This window comes from Bacteroidia bacterium (assembly GCA_027493955.1).
In the GTDB taxonomy this organism is placed as follows: Bacteria; Bacteroidota; Ignavibacteria; order SZUA-365; family SZUA-365; genus JAOSJT01.
On the sequence record JAOSJT010000001.1, the window covers coordinates 1,080,991 to 1,097,615 of the forward strand.

At 56.2% G+C, this 16,625-nt stretch carries 11 protein-coding genes; 8 read left to right on the forward strand and 3 right to left on the reverse strand.

Annotation, left to right across the window (positions count from 1 at the left end):
* Window positions 1–52: 52 nt before the first annotated feature.
* The 5 genes from M5R41_04325 (at window position 53) to M5R41_04345 (ending at window position 7,162) form a co-directional block, all read left to right on the forward strand.
* Window positions 53–1,108, forward strand: a complete 1,056-nt coding sequence (locus M5R41_04325) for an ABC transporter ATP-binding protein (GenBank protein ID MCZ7555613.1) — start codon at window positions 53–55, stop codon at window positions 1,106–1,108.
* Window positions 1,109–1,225: 117 nt separating this feature from the next.
* Window positions 1,226–4,252: a T9SS type A sorting domain-containing protein gene (locus tag M5R41_04330; GenBank protein MCZ7555614.1), complete on the forward strand. Its 3,027-nt coding sequence runs from the start codon at window positions 1,226–1,228 to the stop codon at window positions 4,250–4,252.
* Window positions 4,253–4,370: 118 nt separating this feature from the next.
* Window positions 4,371–5,369: a M28 family peptidase gene (locus tag M5R41_04335; protein ID MCZ7555615.1), complete on the forward strand. Its 999-nt coding sequence runs from the start codon at window positions 4,371–4,373 to the stop codon at window positions 5,367–5,369.
* A gap of 6 nt (window positions 5,370–5,375) precedes the next feature.
* Window positions 5,376–6,224: a 50S ribosomal protein L11 methyltransferase gene (prmA, locus tag M5R41_04340; protein MCZ7555616.1), complete on the forward strand. Its 849-nt coding sequence runs from the start codon at window positions 5,376–5,378 to the stop codon at window positions 6,222–6,224.
* Complete coding sequence (locus tag M5R41_04345; protein ID MCZ7555617.1) at window positions 6,224–7,162, forward strand: Ppx/GppA family phosphatase; 939 nt, start codon at window positions 6,224–6,226, stop codon at window positions 7,160–7,162. Before prmA ends, M5R41_04345 begins: the two co-directional genes overlap by 1 nt.
* Here M5R41_04345 and M5R41_04350 read toward each other — a convergent pair.
* Both M5R41_04350 and M5R41_04355 read right to left on the reverse strand, forming a co-directional pair.
* The gene (locus tag M5R41_04350; protein ID MCZ7555618.1) at window positions 7,105–8,292 is read right to left on the reverse strand and encodes a cysteine desulfurase; all 1,188 of its coding nucleotides are present in this window, start codon (window positions 8,290–8,292) and stop codon (window positions 7,105–7,107) included. The two genes, M5R41_04345 and M5R41_04350, sit on opposite strands and share 58 nt — an antisense overlap.
* Entirely contained in the window at window positions 8,289–9,041 is a 753-nt protein-coding gene (locus tag M5R41_04355; protein MCZ7555619.1) for a biotin--[acetyl-CoA-carboxylase] ligase, read from the reverse strand. Before M5R41_04355 ends, M5R41_04350 begins: the two co-directional genes overlap by 4 nt.
* 309 nt (window positions 9,042–9,350) lie before the next feature.
* On the opposite strand from M5R41_04355, the gene M5R41_04360 reads away from it, so the two are divergent.
* Complete coding sequence (locus M5R41_04360) at window positions 9,351–12,968, forward strand: T9SS type A sorting domain-containing protein (protein MCZ7555620.1); 3,618 nt, start codon at window positions 9,351–9,353, stop codon at window positions 12,966–12,968.
* A gap of 188 nt (window positions 12,969–13,156) precedes the next feature.
* Here the strand turns inward: M5R41_04360 and radC are convergent, their stop codons facing one another.
* On the reverse strand, window positions 13,157–13,867 hold the full coding sequence (gene radC / locus M5R41_04365; GenBank protein MCZ7555621.1) for a DNA repair protein RadC: 711 nt from the start codon (window positions 13,865–13,867) through the stop codon (window positions 13,157–13,159).
* A gap of 519 nt (window positions 13,868–14,386) precedes the next feature.
* Here radC and M5R41_04370 point away from each other — a divergent pair.
* Window positions 14,387–14,872, forward strand: coding sequence for an archease (locus tag M5R41_04370; GenBank protein MCZ7555622.1), 486 nt, complete (start codon window positions 14,387–14,389; stop codon window positions 14,870–14,872).
* A gap of 129 nt (window positions 14,873–15,001) precedes the next feature.
* The gene (locus M5R41_04375; protein MCZ7555623.1) at window positions 15,002–16,438 is read left to right on the forward strand and encodes an RtcB family protein; all 1,437 of its coding nucleotides are present in this window, start codon (window positions 15,002–15,004) and stop codon (window positions 16,436–16,438) included.
* The last annotated feature ends 187 nt before the right edge of the window (window positions 16,439–16,625 follow it).

Below are 16,625 nucleotides of genomic sequence, written 5' to 3' on the forward strand. Positions count from 1 at the left end.
CGTATTTTTCGATACACTACCACCTGAGGCCATTCAGGGACAAAGGAACTTCATGGATCGCGGGCTCGCTCAACCCATCGTCAGCGTCAGGAATCTCACGGTTTCTTTCGAAACCCACGAGGGGAAAGCCGACGTCGTGCAGAACGCCTCGTTCGAGCTGTATCCCGGTGAAACTCTCGGGATAGTAGGAGAATCCGGCTGCGGAAAAACGGTGACCGCGCTCGCCATTATGCGGCTGATTCGCCCGCCAGGGGAAATCCGTTCGGGAGAAATCGAGTTCAAAGGGCAGGATTTGCTCACCCTGCCGGAGCGTCAGATGCGCGCAATCCGCGGCCGGGAGATCTCGATGGTGTTTCAGGAACCCATGACCTCACTCAATCCGGTGTTCACCATCGGTGATCAACTTCTGGAAGTGCTGCTGTTTCATGAAAGGATTTCGTGGAACGAGGCCTACGGCCGCTGTCGGGAGCTGTTGTTCCGCGTGGGACTCCATCACCCTGATACGGTCATGCTCTCGTACCCGCATCAACTTTCCGGCGGCATGCGGCAACGGGTCATGATAGCCATGGGACTTGCCTGCAACCCGCAGGTTATCATTGCCGATGAGCCCACAACCGCCATAGACGTCACCGCACAGTCGCAGGTGCTTGGTCTTATCAATCAACTCAAGCTCGAGTTCCGTATGGCGGTGCTGCTCATTACCCACGATCTGGGCGTCGTTGCGCAGACCTGCGACAGAGTCGCCATCATGTACGCCTCGCGGATAGTGGAAACCGGGACGGTGCGCGATATTTTCCATCACCCGCGCCATCCCTACACCATCGGGCTGCTCAAATCCATCCCTTCGATGCACTTACGCGGCGAACGTCTCAACATCATCCCTGGGCAGGTCCCCCGCCCCACCATGTATCCCGCCGGATGCAATTTTCATTCGCGCTGCGACTTTGCCACCGAGACGTGCATCCAACATGAGCCGGAGTTGCGACCCCTCGCCGGAGGGCAGCAGGTCGCCTGCTGGAACTGGGCGGCCGTCCCTGCTTTCAAGCGACCATCCCGTGCTCCGATCGGCATTTCTCCGGTTGCAGGCGGGGATGCAATTATGCCTTGATTTCCTGCGTGATTTGCCGTAACCTGTAAGATTGACACGGTGTCATCTTACAAAGATGCATACCATCAAATACTCGACATTGACAGCCCATTTCCACGTACCATCCCCGAGGTCTCAATGAGAATCCTGTTCCTGGGTTTTCTCCTTCTCCTGAACTTCTTTCAGGTACCTTTTGCGTCTGCGCAGCATGATCATAACGCAGATGAAGGCATAGCCGTCCGTCTACCGGAAGAGTCGTTCCTGCTTACATCCTCCCATGTACAGGAACGTCAATCTTTGTCCAAGGCGCACAGCGCATTCAGTAGCTTCATTCGCTCTAACGCCGACTGGTCCTTCGATTACGATGCCCTGCGCAGAACCCCGCACCGCGCCTCGGGAAGTGGTATTCCCATCGAGGGCTTCCAGAACATTTCGCTGCTCAACGCACCGCAGGCGGGTCGTGCATTCATCCGGCAACACGCGGGCGAGTTGAACGTCAATCCCACGAACCTCCGTCTGCTGTACTCGGAGATCCTGGACGGTAAAGCGTATCAGAAATACATTCAGACGTACAACGGCATCGACGTGTTGTTCAGTTACGTGGATCTGAGAATATCCTCCACCGGACGCGTCTTCATGTTCGGTTCGGATTACCACCCGGCACTCGCCGTAAACACCACGCCGGCGGTCAGCGAAGCGGCCGCCCGGGAATTCGCCAAAGCGGGGCTTCCCTACGTTGACACGCATGAGCACATCACGGATCGCGGTCTGGTGATTCTGCCCGTGCGCTACAGCGACCGCTACGAATACCGTTTGGTGTACAATTTCGAGGTGCACAGCGGCGTCAAAGAACGCTGGGACACCTACGTGGACGCCCATGACGGCACTATCGTCTGGCGGAAAAACCTTATCCCGCATTTCGCCTGCAGCGGTCACGAAGGACCGAACGGCGTCACCAACGTGGTGAACGGCCGCATCATGATCAACATCTTTCAGGAAAGCTATGTCGAAGCACCTGTGACTGTCCCGCTCAAAAATGCCTACGTCTGGGTGGCAGGAAAGATGTACACCACCGACAGCGACGGACGCTTCACCGTGGATCTGGGTGCCGCCACGACGGGACAATTGATCACAAAATTTACCGGACCCTACGCCAACGTGCGTCGCGCAGATACGACCCGCGTCAGCGGCGGCACGCCCGTCAACGCGGTACAATCCATGACCGTCGCGGCCGGGCAGAATCTTGAAATCGTCTGGGACAACACGAATTCCGTGGCCTCGGAGCGCAACACGTTTTATCACATCAATCTCGCCAGGGACTTCTCACGCGCCCTGGATGCCGGTCCGGCCAACAATACGCTCGACACGCAGATCCCGGGTATCGTGGAGATCAACAGCGAGTGCAACGCATTCTTTGACGGACGAGGAGTGAACTTTTTCAAATCCAGCTTGTCCTGCGGCAACACCGGAGAGATTTCTTCCGTCATCCATCACGAACTCGGTCACGGCATCCACATCTGGTTGACGCAGAAGCTCATCGGACGCGCACCCGTCAACGGCGCCCTGAAGGAAGCGATTGCGGATCTCACGACCAACCTGCTGCGGGACGATCCCCGTATCGGTGTCGGCTTTCTGAAAAACGGCGCGGGCGGCGGCATCATCCGTAATTCGGACAATACACTGCGCTATCCGGAAAACGTGGTCAATGAAATTCACGACGACGGCATGATCCTGACCGGCGCGGTTTGGGATGTGCGTCGGGCAATCGGTCTCGAGCAAACAGCCAAGCTGTATCACATGGCGATGTACGGAACACCGGACGGCGCCTCCCTCGGTGTCGCGCTTGCGGATTACTTCATTGAATTTCTCGTCGCCGACGACGATGACGGCAACCTCGCGAACGGCACCCCGCATTCCGAAGCAATCATCGCCGCGTTCAATGCACATGGCATCCCGGGTTCGGCCATCAGCATCACGCATACACCGCTCGGCGACCAGAACAGCGTCACCACTCCGTACGGCATTAGCGGCAGAGCGCGCGTGAGCAACGAAATCAATCAGGAGATGATGAGCGTCACGCAGGTAGATGTCGTGTACAGCGTGGACGACTGGAAAAACACCCTGCGTTTCACGACCGCCTATGATGCGGCATCGAAAAATTTCACCGGTGAATTCCCTCCCCAGCCCGCCGGCACCATCGTACGATATTACCTCGAGGCCTTCGATAATTTCGGCACGAGCGCGAAGGAACCGATGAACGCACCGCAATCGAATTACCTGTTCCTTGTGGGCTTCGAGCAAAAATATTTCCATGACGGTGAAACGGCGGATGGCTGGTCTGTCCGCGGAGACGCCGGGACTGGGGAATGGGTGCGGGAGGATCCTGTCGGTACCTGGAACACCTCGCTCGGCACCCCGCCGGATGTCCCCTACGTTCAACCAAACGAGGACAACACTCCCGGAACCGGCAAGACGAAATGCTGGGTGACCGGTAACGCCGCCCGCGGCGCCGGACTGGGTACGAATGATGTGGACGATGGCGAAACGACCATTTTCACACGGAACTACGATATTTCGGGAATGTCGAATCCTGTGTTGCGGTATTTTCGCTGGTACAGCAACAACGCAGGCGCCGAGCCGAATTCGGACTTCTGGACGGTGCGCATCAGCAGCACATCCGGAAACTGGGGTATTCTCGAGCGTACGAAGGTCTCCGATGCCTCATGGCAGCCGAAAGTGTTCATTTTGAAGGAACACGTCAGCTTCACTCCGGATCTCGTGGTGCAATTCACTGCCGAAGATGCTGAGCCGGGCTCCCTCGTCGAAGCAGCCGTTGACGATTTCGAAATTCTGGACGTGAATCCTGCGCTCGTCAGCGTCGAAAACGAGCATGCGCTCCCGACAGGTCTCGCGCTGTCTCAGAATTATCCGAATCCCTTCAATCCATCGACAGTGATTCGCTATCAGCTTCCGACAGCGAGTATGGTCGAGCTTCGCGTGTTCAATGCTCTGGGCGTAGAAGTGGCAGCCCCTGTTCTCGGTCACCGCTCCGCGGGCACACACAGCGTCAGCTTCGATGCCGGAGAACTGCCTTCCGGTATGTACCTGTACGAGTTGCGCGCACTGGGCAGCAGACTCACCAGAACCATGCTGCTCGCACGCTGAGGCAGCAAGTTTTTCGTTACGACACCCGGAACGCCCTGTTCCGGGTGTTTTTTATTCCCGTTGATTTTTGTTCCATCGTGCGTTTTGTCTCTCGCGCCGGAATGCGTAGCTTATTCGCATGAGCAATCGATACCTCCGCAACCTGACCGCCATCCCGCTGTTGCTGCTCGCTTCCTGCGGCGGCGGCACTAAACAAGACGAAGCACAGATTCCCACCCCGATGTTCAGCCCTCCCGCTTCTCAACCCTCGTTCAGTGGCGAAACCGCTATGCGGTATATCACGGAACAGGTTACCTTCGGTCCGCGCGTTCCGGGCTCTCCCGCGCATACGGAGTGCCGGGACTACTATGTGAAGCATTTCACAGATCTTGGCTGGGAGACTTCGCTGCAGTCCTTTTCGATGCCCGGGTACGAAGGAGTGACCCTTGATCTGCATAACGTCGTCGCGCGCTTCCGTCCGGAGGTGCAGCCCCGCGTCCTGCTCTGCGCGCACTGGGATTCCCGGCCCTTTTCCGACATGGAAACGGATGAGACTCTGAAACTCCTTGCGGTTCCCGGAGCGAATGACGGAGCCAGCGGCGTTGCCGTACTGATGCATCTCGCGGAAATCCTGTCCGCCACTCCACCGCAGATCGGAGTGGATATCGTTCTCTTCGATGGGGAGGATTACGGGAAGGACGGCGAAGAAAGCATGTTCTGTCTCGGTTCCAAATATTACGCCGCATCGCTGGGGACGGAAAGCGCACCGCTCTTCGCAGTGCTGCTCGATCTCGTGGGAGACAAGGAAGCGGTGTTTCCCCGGGAGGGTTTTTCCGAGCAGTTCGCCAAGGATATCCTGGATTTGTTCTGGTCGCAAGCGGCGGCACTCGGACTGAAGCAATTCGTCAACAGCAGGCATTCCCCTATTATCGATGATCACCTTCCGCTGAATACCACAGGCGGCATTAAAGCCATCAATATCATTGACGCCTCGCTTGTCGGTCATGCCGATGCAAACGAACGCAGAAAATACTGGCACACGCAAAGGGACACCCCTGAGCAATGTTCAGCGGCGACGCTCGAGGCGGTTGGCTCCCTCCTGTTACGTGTGCTTTTCGGACTGCAACCATCCACCTGAGAACCCATGAGTACAGAACAACCGGACTATATTCGACTGCGCTTTCCCGTCAGTGAACACGACGAGCAGGTGCAGGCACTGTTGCATTCGCTCGAACCTCTCGGTTTCCTTGAGGAAGAGAGTACCTGGGAAGCGTATTTTCCCTGCGAGGCATGGGATGGAGGAATCTCCGACGCGTTCAGTGCCTCCCTGCACCGCCTCCGGCTCGATATCGTGTACGATGTGGAACGTTTCGAGAAACAGAACTGGAACAAGGAATGGGAAGACAGCATCACCCCCGTCAGGGTTTCCGACCGCATTGTCATCACTCCTTCCTGGCACACCGTTGATACGCGTGAAGATGAGATCCTCCTCGTCATTGACCCGAAAATGTCCTTCGGCACGGGTTTTCACGCCACGACACGCCTGATGCTGCGACTGATGGAGCAGACGGTACAAGCGGGCGACACTGTTCTGGATGTCGGCACGGGAACCGGTGTACTCGCCATAGCCGCCGTGAAACTGGGTGCGCAGGCAGCGGAGGGAATGGACATTGACGAATGGTCGAAGGAGAACGCCGAGGAAAACTGCATTCGCAACGGTGTGCTGTCGCAGGTACGCATACACCACGGATCGCTTGAAACAGTACACGGCCCCTATGACCTGATCCTGTCGAATATCACCAGAAACGACAATATCGAAATGCTCCCTGCATTGGCTGCCATGCTGCGGAAAGGCGGACGGATCGTGCTCTCCGGCTTCTATTCCACAGACCGGGGTGATCTGCTTTCCGCCCTCCACGACAACGGCTTCACGCTGATCGCGGAAATGGCGGAAGACGAATGGCATGCCATCAGCGGAGAAAAGGCATCATAATGAGAGTCGCGTCCATCGATATAGGAACGAACACCATTCTCATGCTCATCGCGGATCTTGCGGAGAACGGAACGCTGACCGTACTGAGCGACGAACAGCGCATCGCGCGTGTCGGCAAGGGCGTCGATAAAACCGGCGCCATCGCCTGGGAAGCGTTTTCACGGAGCGAAAGCATCCTCGAGGAGTATCTCGCCACAGCCCGTTCCATGCGTGTGGATGTGATCCGTGCGACCGGCACCAGCGCGCTGCGTGATGCGCACAATCGGGAGGACTACCTCAACTACATGCAGCAAAGGCTGGATCTTGATATAGAAATTCTGGACGGCGCCGACGAGGCATTATGGACCTACGGTGGCGCGATCTCGGGTTTCACGGAGAGGAAGGGGCGTTTTGCGGTGCTGGACATCGGCGGAGGCTCGACGGAGCTTACCAGCGGCGAGGGTTTCCGCATTATCGAACGTAAAAGTCTGGATATCGGTTGTGTCAGACTCACGGAAAAATTTCTGCCGCACTCACCGCCACGCGAACAGGAACTGCTCGCTCTCATCGATCATGTTGATCACGCGGTCAGACAATTCCCGCATTTCGATGTGCATGACACGGTTTTCGTTGGAGTTGCCGGCACTGTCACGACACTCGCGGCCGTGGAACTGGGCCTCGAGAGCTACGACAGGAACGCGGTCGCCGGATTCCGTCTGAGCCGCGAGACCATCGAGAGGCGCTACAGGCAATTCAGTGCTCTGTCGAAAGAGGAATTGCAGCATGCCCTGCGCATCGATCCCGGGCGCGCGGATATCATTCTCGTCGGCGTCGTGATCCTCCTGCGCTTCATGACAGCGCGGGGATTGCCGGACGTCACAGTATCGGAGCGCGGACTGCGTTACGGTATCGCCTTGCGTGAATGGGAACGGGAACTCGAGCGCTCTACCATGTCCTGAACGCTTCGCACAAACACCTCCGCCCCTCGTTCCACCGTTTCCGCCTCCGTGAAGGCGCCAAAGGAAAAACGCACGCTGCTGCGTGCGGAATGTTCGTCGTGCCCGATTGCACGCATGACATGAGAGGGCTCGATGCTCCCCGCCGTACACGCCGATCCGGCCGAGACGGCACATCCGCGGAGATCGAGATCCACCAACAGCATACCGCCATCGATGGGATAGTGCGCATATGGAAGCGTGACACTGACAATGTTCGGAAGCGTCCTCACACTCACGTTTTCCACGATGCCAGGCACACCGTCGCGCAGCCGTCGCAGAAGCTGCTCCCGCAATCGCACCCAGGTAGCATAACGTGTTTCGCGTTCTTCCAGCGCCAGACGCGCCGCTTCACCAAAGCCCACAATCGCCGCAACCGCCTCGGTTCCACCCCGACGTGCACGCTCCTGAGCCCCGCCGAGAATCATCGGCCTGAAATCCAGACCCCTGCGCATATACAGGGCGCCGATTCCTTGCGGGCCATGAAGTTTGTGTGCGGAAAGCGAAGCGAGATCAATTCGGGTATCATGAATCCGTAGAGGTACCTTGCCCGCGCTCTGCACCATATCGCAGAATAAAAGACCAGTATAACCGTGAAGGACATCCGACACGGCGGCCACGTCGAGCAAGCCCCCGGTCTCATTGTTGGCATGCATCAGGGCGATGAGCACGGTATCGCTTCGCAGCGCACGCTCGGTGTCGTCCGGACTCGGGACAGCTCCCCTGTCCACCGGAAGCATGGAGACGACGCTGTGTCGCCGATTCGCCAACGGCTGCAGCACGGCCTGATGCTCGGCGGGAGAGGTAAGCACATGCGCGTTCTGTTCCGTGCCGGCCAGAGCGAAATGGATTGCCGTATTGTTGCTCTCCGTTCCTCCACTGGTAAAGACGATCTCCGAAGGGTGGGCGCAGATAAGCGCCGCAACCGATTCCCGCGCACGTTCGACGGCCACGCGTGCTTCTCTGCCAAAACGGTGTATACTCGACGGATTAGCCGCTTCGCCGCGCATCCATGGCAGCATGGCTTCCAGGACACGAGGATGCAAACGGGTCGTGGATGCGTTGTCGAGGTAGTAAGGAGATACCTGCGTCATCCGCCACTGTCCTCCGCCGGGGAAATGGAAACATCGCCCGCTACAACGGAACTGACCTCTCCCCCTTCTCCACGAACGAGCAAAGAACCGTCATCGGCGATACCCATCGCGACCGCGAAGCGATTCCGGTCGTGCTCCCGAATCTCAATCCGCTTTCCGATCATAGACGTGTGTTGCATCCACTGAGCGATGATGGGAGCGTTTCCCTCTTCTTCCCACACGTTGTACAACAGGTCGATCTCACGACACAGACGCGCAATCACATCACCGACAGCGAAGGTCGCTCCCGTCAGTAACGCGAGGGACGTCGGCGGCAGGCGATATTCTCCTTCGAAGTGCGTCTGATTCACGTTAATCCCAATGCCGACGACAGCCCAGGAACGACTTCCAAGCGATCCCGATTCGACCAGAATCCCGCAAATCTTTTTCCCTCCTGCCATCACGTCGTTGGGCCATTTGACTTCAGATGAAATATCGGCCAGGCCATTCAGCGTACGAACCACTGCGCAGCCCGCGAGCAGCGGCAATCCTCCCCAATCCTCCAATGAGCGGGATGGATGCAGAATAAGCGATGCCAGGATGTTGCTGCCGGGCGCGGCGTTCCATGACCTGCTGAGACGACCGCGTCCCGCCGTCTGATAATCGGCCGTTACAAGCGTGCCATGTCGACCATCCTCCTTCGCGATCTGCTTCGCATACGTGTTGGTTGAATCGATGGACGCAAAATGAATGTGAGCAATGCCAAGCATGAGTATCTCCGGTACGTTGATTCAATCTACGGTCGCGACATGCCAACGGCAAACGCGTCGTCGAGGACAAAATATGAGAGGCGCCGGACCGAATACACGCTATGGGTACACGCACGGGTACAAAGCGGAGAGCTATGGCCGCCCCGACATTGGTCCGTGCGTTTTTACCTTGTTTTTATGCAGAAAACCGAAGTAGATTGAGAGCATAGGATTTTTCCATCTCTTCCACGGATGGGATTCTTCGCACTGATCCCGCATGCAACGAACATAGTGCATAGAGCTGTTATACTTCAAAACACGAGGTACTGTATGAAGCGAACTGCCACCTTATTTCTGCCGATGCTGCTGTTCCTGGCTGTTCAAGCCCAGGCACAACCCTTCGGCGCCGTGATATACGTCGGTGACAATTCCGCCGATATTCTCATGTTCGATCTTGAGAACACCAATTTTTCCAAAGTCGAATTCTATCGCGGCGCTAAACTCATCGGCACAACCTTTCTGAATGCGAAAGACGGTGGGATCATTACCGACTACGGGCTCAACAAAGGGACGCAGTATCAGTATCAGTACCGCGCCTACCGTTCCGCCGGTGGTTTTGCCGACGGCAACCTTATAAACGGGGTCTTCCTCGGTGGTGATATTCAGGGTCTTCTGACCCGTCCCGACACCATTAACATGAGCACCGATGTTGTTGACTCCGTGTTTATCTATCCCGGCGGTCATATGCATTTTGGCCCCTCCGCAAATATTGGCTGGATTCTCGGAACCGCCGGTACCCTCTCCGGCATTGTTGTCCTCGGAAGCGCGGATCCCGCAGCAGTCCCGCACGGACAATTCAGCGCCTCCGGCGGTACGTTGAACGACATCAACATTCAGTGCTGGGGAAAAATGGGTCCGCTCCGCAATTTTATCTTCTACGGGTCGGACGTCGTCATCTACGGCAACGAGGAAACGCTGCTCGACAATGTGAAATTCGACTGGGTTACCGCGAGTGGCCGAAACGATTACGCCTACATGCGCCACTACGGCAATAATATTACTGCGACGCGCTGTCTGCTCGTCCACGAAGCGCAGGTACTCGGTGTGAAATCAGCCGATATCTGCACCATCGAAGGCGACGCCACCATGGGGGTGAGCAACATCTCGAACTCCACCGTGAATAAAGGGCAGATTACAGTACGTCCCCCCGGAGAACCCACGACGGTGCGCCACAACACCATCATCGAAGGTGGTGTCACTATTTCCAACAAAACTGTCGCCGAATTCAACACATTCAGCCACAACGCCACAGTCAATATCTCACCGTCCGCAGGCGGCTTCGATCCCGCGGATGTAAGAGACGTACGGGTCAATTATAATCACTTCACGCGCAACAGCAGCAATCAGGTTGGGAATATTTCCAACTTCCAGGCTGACACCATAGATGGTACAAAAAACTACTGGGGCGACTGCCATGGTCCCAGCGCCGGTGAACGTGCGACGATGGGCAAGGTGCGTCTCGATCCCTTCCTGCGTGTGGAGTACCCCCAAGCCAGCTACTGGATGTCGCTGAATCCCAGCAAAACAAAAATTATCGCAAACGACCTCGATGAAATCGAGTTCAACGGGCATTTCAGCAACGTCCTGTCAGGTCAGGACACTGCCGGTGTGGTGCTCAGCTATCTGATCGTCGTTGCCGGTGATACGGTGTATTCCGGTGATCTTGTGTCGGATGCCAACGGCCGCGTGAATTTCAAATTCACCATGCCGGCAAAATACGCGCAGGTCACGGGTTTTGCGGTGTACTTCAAATCCACGCTGCAGTGCATTGAAAAAGCCTACTTCATGAATATCGAGAAGCAAAGCGGTCCGGATCTCGAAGTGTATCAGGTTGATATCTTCCAGACCCTCGGTCCCACGCAAACGTTGGTTCCGAACAAAGGCTTTGCCGTCGAGGCGACCATACTGACGACCGAGGCTATAACGACTCCCTTCCGGGTCATCGCCGAGGTGAATGGAAATACCTACGACAAGTTCTACGTCAAGAACAAGGATTTCATCAGCGTGGATTACACCATGGAGAATCAGTTGCAGGAAATCGCCATGCCGCGACTGCAACCGATCATTCTCGTGTTTCTCATCAATGAAACCGGTCTCAATCCCGGATCTGCGGAAATTTCCGTGACCGTGGATCCTGAAGAGGGCGGCGACTTCCGCGGCCGGATCTTCGAACCGAATGAACTCAACAATTCGAAATCCGCTTTTGCGACGGTGAAAGGCACGAACTTCGGAAACGATGGCGACGCCGATCTGAACGTCTTTGTCCAGGCCTTCGACAATTACCCCACAGGAACGCTCAACCGGGTCCGTTCGTGGGCCGACAGTGCCGCGAATTTCATGCTGAAGACCTGGCCATTGAAGGCGGGCCAGTTGACTTTTTCAACAGATGACGTGATCGCCGATTACAGCCACATTCACGCCGACACCTTGCTGCAGGAAACCTATCAGTATTATCTGATGAAATCCTACAAGGAGATGCGTCGGAAAAACGCCGCCGCTGATCGCTACATCCTGGCCGTTCAGCCGAATTGGTTCACCTATCATCTCCACAGACAACTGTTCAATCACCGCGCATCACAGACCCTGTCCTGGTCAGGTACCTGGGATCTTATGGTCGCAAGCACCGATCACTACAAGCATGCCGTCCATGCATTGGGTCACTCCTTCGGCCTGCGTCGTCAGGACATGGATGCGAGCAATGAGGAGCAAAAAGAGCAGTACATCGATAACTTCATCGCCGCGGACGTCTATTTCGGCATTGATATCTACGAGGGGCGCTACATGCACGCAAACCTCGACAACAAGGTCTCGCGCCGTCAGAAAGTGAAGTGCTTCATGGGCGGAAGTCAGCTCCCGAATCCCGGCTATGATTTCTATCTGTGGGTCAGCGAACTCGAGTTCAACAAGCTCTGGTCAGCCGTATCGAGTTTCAATGCCTCAAAATCCGGGCTGAAGAAGGGCGTGACTCCCAAAGCGCTGTTCATCGAAGGAAATCTGGACGATGCGACACGCAGCTTCAATTTCGGTCCCTGGATGAAACTTGAAAACGCCACGATTTCCGGAATGGTGGACGAGCTGTATGCGACGCACACATTCAAGGTCCTCGACAGCGGAAATCAGGAAATAGCGAGCTATCGCTATCGCCCCACCTTCCGCGCCCTCGGTCTCGATGAGATGGATGCGCTCACGAACGACGATCCGCAGATGGCGGTCGAGCATTTCGCATTCGTGGTTCCCTGCCCTGACGATGCACGCAAGGTCGTCGTCGAGCATCAGGGGAATGTTGTGGCGGAACGGATTCTTTCGACGAACAAGCCCGTCGTGAGCATCGACTTCCCCGCCAACAATGCCGATGTTCAGAACGAAAACTTCCTGGCCCGCTGGAGTGCGACGGATCCGGATGGTGAGACACGTTTCTGGTATACAACCTGGTTGAGCACCAACAACGGTCTCACATGGCAACCACTGACGTACGAAAACGAAGCCGTCGAGGATTCCATCTTCGCAAAGAAGGGTACTTCCGGCTACCGTCTTCGCGTCGTTGCAAATGACGGTGTGAACACCTCGGATACTGTCGAAGTGGCGTTCAGTGTGCTCACGTCAACAAAGCAGATCCCGAATCCCGCAGCGTTCGAACTGCGGCAAAACTACCCGAACCCATTCAATCCGACGACGACGCTGTCCTTCACATTGCCGGTGGCCGATCATACCAGCCTGATTGTGTATGACGCACTCGGCAGACCGGTCGCGACGGTTATCGAAGGGTATCGCTCCGCAGGGACGCACTATGTGTCCTTCGACGCCGAGGGTCTCTCCAGCGGTACGTATCTTGCCGTATTGCGCTCAGGAGACCAGACAGCGACGATTCGCATGACGCTGGCCCGCTGATCGCGATACACATCGCCAGACTACACAGGCGCCATCCCGACAGGGATGGCGCCTTTCCTTACCGCATACCGCGAGAACCTACCACTCACTGCTGACGCTGATTTCGTGTGAGACGGATGAGCGAGTCCCGGCAGCTTCCACTCCGCAAGCAAGTGGTCGTGTCGCGCTTTCGGCAATCTCGAGCAGAGCTACATCCATCCGCTCTCCACAAAACTGATGTAGTTGCTTCCACAAATGATCACGTGATCCTGAATCGGGATGCCCATCATCTTCCCGGCTTCTATGAGTTGCTTGGTGATGACATGGTCCTCTTTACTCGCTTCGCGCACACCTGAAGGGTGATTGTGAAGGAGGATGATGGAGGATGCGTATTCCGTCACCGCAGCGCGAAATACCTCACGGGGATGCGCCAGACTGGCATTGACCAAACCCTCTGATACCACATGCTCGCGTAAGACTCGGCCGGAGTTGTTCATCAGCAATGCGATGAAGCGCTCAGTGGGCCAATCCCGTAACTTCGGAATATAGATGCGCGCTACATCTTCGGGTGCGCGGATACTGTCACGTTCTTCATCCCCGGCGGAGGCATAACGCCTCCCGAGTTCGAATGCCGCGAAAATGGTCGCCGCGCGCGCCGGACCTATCCCGGAAAAAGCGCAGAGTTCAGATACCGGTCTGGTTGCGAGTCGACGCAACGTTTCATGCCGCAGGAGCAGATCGCGTGCGACATCCAGCGCCGTCATTCCCGTACTGCCGGTATTGATGAGAATGGCCAGCAGCTCACTGTCACTCAATACCTCGGCGCCCTGCCGCAGCAACTTCTCTCGCGGACGCTCATTCTCGGGCCATAGCTTGAGAGAGTGCCGGCGCGTTCCGCCAATTTCCTCTTTCATTTTCATTCTCTTCTCCCTTTGCTTGAATATGTTCCAAAGTTGAATCTGCTTTTACAGCGGAAGACGGAAACGTCACAGATCTGGGGTGGTCCGGGGGTTTGATACTATTTCCGACTTCATTTCCCGTTTTCCTTCATAGGATAGTGACGGACTCGGCAACCACGCCGGAAATCCGCGGTACGTCACGACTGCCCGGTCAGCACAGCAGGCTGGTGACGTCGCATTTTCCTGAACTCTTCCGTATTGTCCGGACGCAGCGGGATGCACAGAGTCCCTTACCCCGCAGTGTTGCGTTGCCGGAGAGCAACAGTGTGCAATATGCGTGCCTGTGGTGCGTTTTACAAGATGGAGACGTATTTTTCCCCTGATCAGCACCATATTGCCGAAACGCACCTTGCGTCTCGTTCTGCCGCGCGTAAGCTACCGCTCGGGCGTCTCCTCCTTGCGATCACTCTCAACATCTGCACATCTCCCGCTCGTCGATGACAACATTAATTTTTGTTAAGGTTATCCAGCACTGTTCGGATGTTCAAGCATTTGTTGTATTTTGATCGAAGCAACGTCGTCGCTCTGATGAAAGTAGATCGCATGATTGTCCGGTTCGAGGAACTCGATCACACCGCTGACTCTGGTATCCGTGCGTTTGGCAGGGATCAGGCGGAGCTGTTCGTAAACGCAGCGCAAGGAATGATGTCGCTCATCTTCTCCGGTATGATAGACGTGAGCCCCGGGCTGCGTACGGACTTTCACATAACCGGTGACTCGATCGAGAGTCTTCTGCGTGAGTGGCTTTCGGAAGTGCTCTTTATCCATAACGTCAAACACGTCTATCCTGTCAGTTACCGCGTAAATTCGTGCTCGCCAACGCATTTTCGTGCGTCGGTGTACAGCCTGCCCATGAGCGACGATATGCGCATCGGTGCAACAGAACTCAAAGCGGTGACCTGGCATGGCCTGCGTGTACACGGTTCTCCTGCCAGAATGGAGGCGGAAGTCATTTTCGACACCTGAGAGGTACCGATCAATCTCCTTCGCAATACTGTAAGGAGTTCGTCACAACGCGTCACACGTTGACGGTTCTTGATCATACTCTTCGAACAACGGTATTCCATACGAATCGGATCGGATAAGGCAAAACGGATGGATGTCAGAAAGCTGACCGAAACAACCTGGGAGATCCCGAAGAGCGGCAGGATGCGCGTTCCGGGATTGATTTACGCATCAGAACGCATGATGCAGTCCATCCGTGAAGACCAGAGTGTGCAACAGGTCATGAATGTTGCCCATCTGCCGGGTATCGTCCGATACTCGCTCGCCATGCCTGATATTCATTGGGGGTATGGTTTCCCGATTGGGGGTGTCTGTGCGACACACGCGGAGGATGGCGTGGTATCGCCTGGCGGCGTTGGGTACGATATCAACTGCGGCGTGCGTTTGGTAGCAACGTCGCTTCTGGCGCGTGAGGTACAACCGCGCATCCGCCGCCTGCTGGACGAACTGTTCAAATCCGTGCCGACCGGTGTGGGTGCTTCCAAAGCGATACCGAAACTGAGCAGAAAGGAACTGCATGACGTCGCGATACAGGGCGCCGGGTGGGCCGTCAAGCGTGGTTTCGGTAGCGCCGATCAACTTGAGTATATCGAAGAACACGGGCATCTTGCACAAGCCGAACCCTCCTTTGTCGACGAGCGAGCCTGGGAACGCGGCGCCGATCAGCTCGGCACACTCGGTTCGGGCAATCACTTTCTGGAGGTCGGGCGGGTCAGCGAAGTGTTTCATCCCGCAGCGGCGAAAACCTTTGGCCTTGAGGAAGACCGCATTGTATTCCTCATCCATTGCGGATCGCGGGGTTTCGGGTATCAGATCTGCGACGACTACCTGAAAACAGCGATGCGGGCGACGGACAGATACGGTATTGAGCTCCCCGATCGTCAGCTCGCCTGCGCACCGCTGAAAAGCGACGAAGGCCGCCGCTATCTCGGTGCCATGCGCTGTGCGGCGAATTTTGCATTCGCAAACAGGCAGGTAATCATGCATCTTGCGGCGGAGGCGTTCATGAAAGCGCTCAATGTGACACCGCGTGAGTTAGGCCTCTCCCTCGTCTATGACATCTGCCACAACATCGCGAAATTTGAGACCCATGAGATTGATGGATCCCCGATGCACGTCTGTATGCATCGCAAAGGAGCCACACGTTCCTTCGGTCCGGGCAGCGATCACATCCCCAGGAATTACCGCAGCATCGGACAACCCGTCCTCATTCCGGGAGACATGGGAAGGTATTCCTATCTCTGTGTCGGTACGGAAAAAGCGATGCGCGAAACCTTCGGTTCCTCGTGCCATGGTGCGGGAAGACACATGAGCCGGAAGAAGGCACTGAGCGTCGCCAAAGGACGCAATATGGTCCGGGAATTGCAGGAGGTTGGTGTGGAAATTCGCGCCACGGGTATGCGCACCATCGCCGAAGAAATGCCTCATGCCTATAAGGATGTATCAGACGTCGTCAATGTGATGCACGATTCGGGTATCACTCTTAAGGTTGCGAAATTTAAACCACTTGGCGTAATAAAGGGATGAGGCAGCCATGCTCGTGACCATTCACGGATCGCATCCGGAATCCCCTACCTGCCGGAGCAGAACGCGCAGCTCAGGCGTTGTTCTTCTCCCGGATACAGTGATTCCCATTCCACGTTCTGTCTGTGCGCCTGCCAGGAACGAAAACGTTTCCCGTATCGTAGAATGAGTTTTGTGCATGAATCCGTTT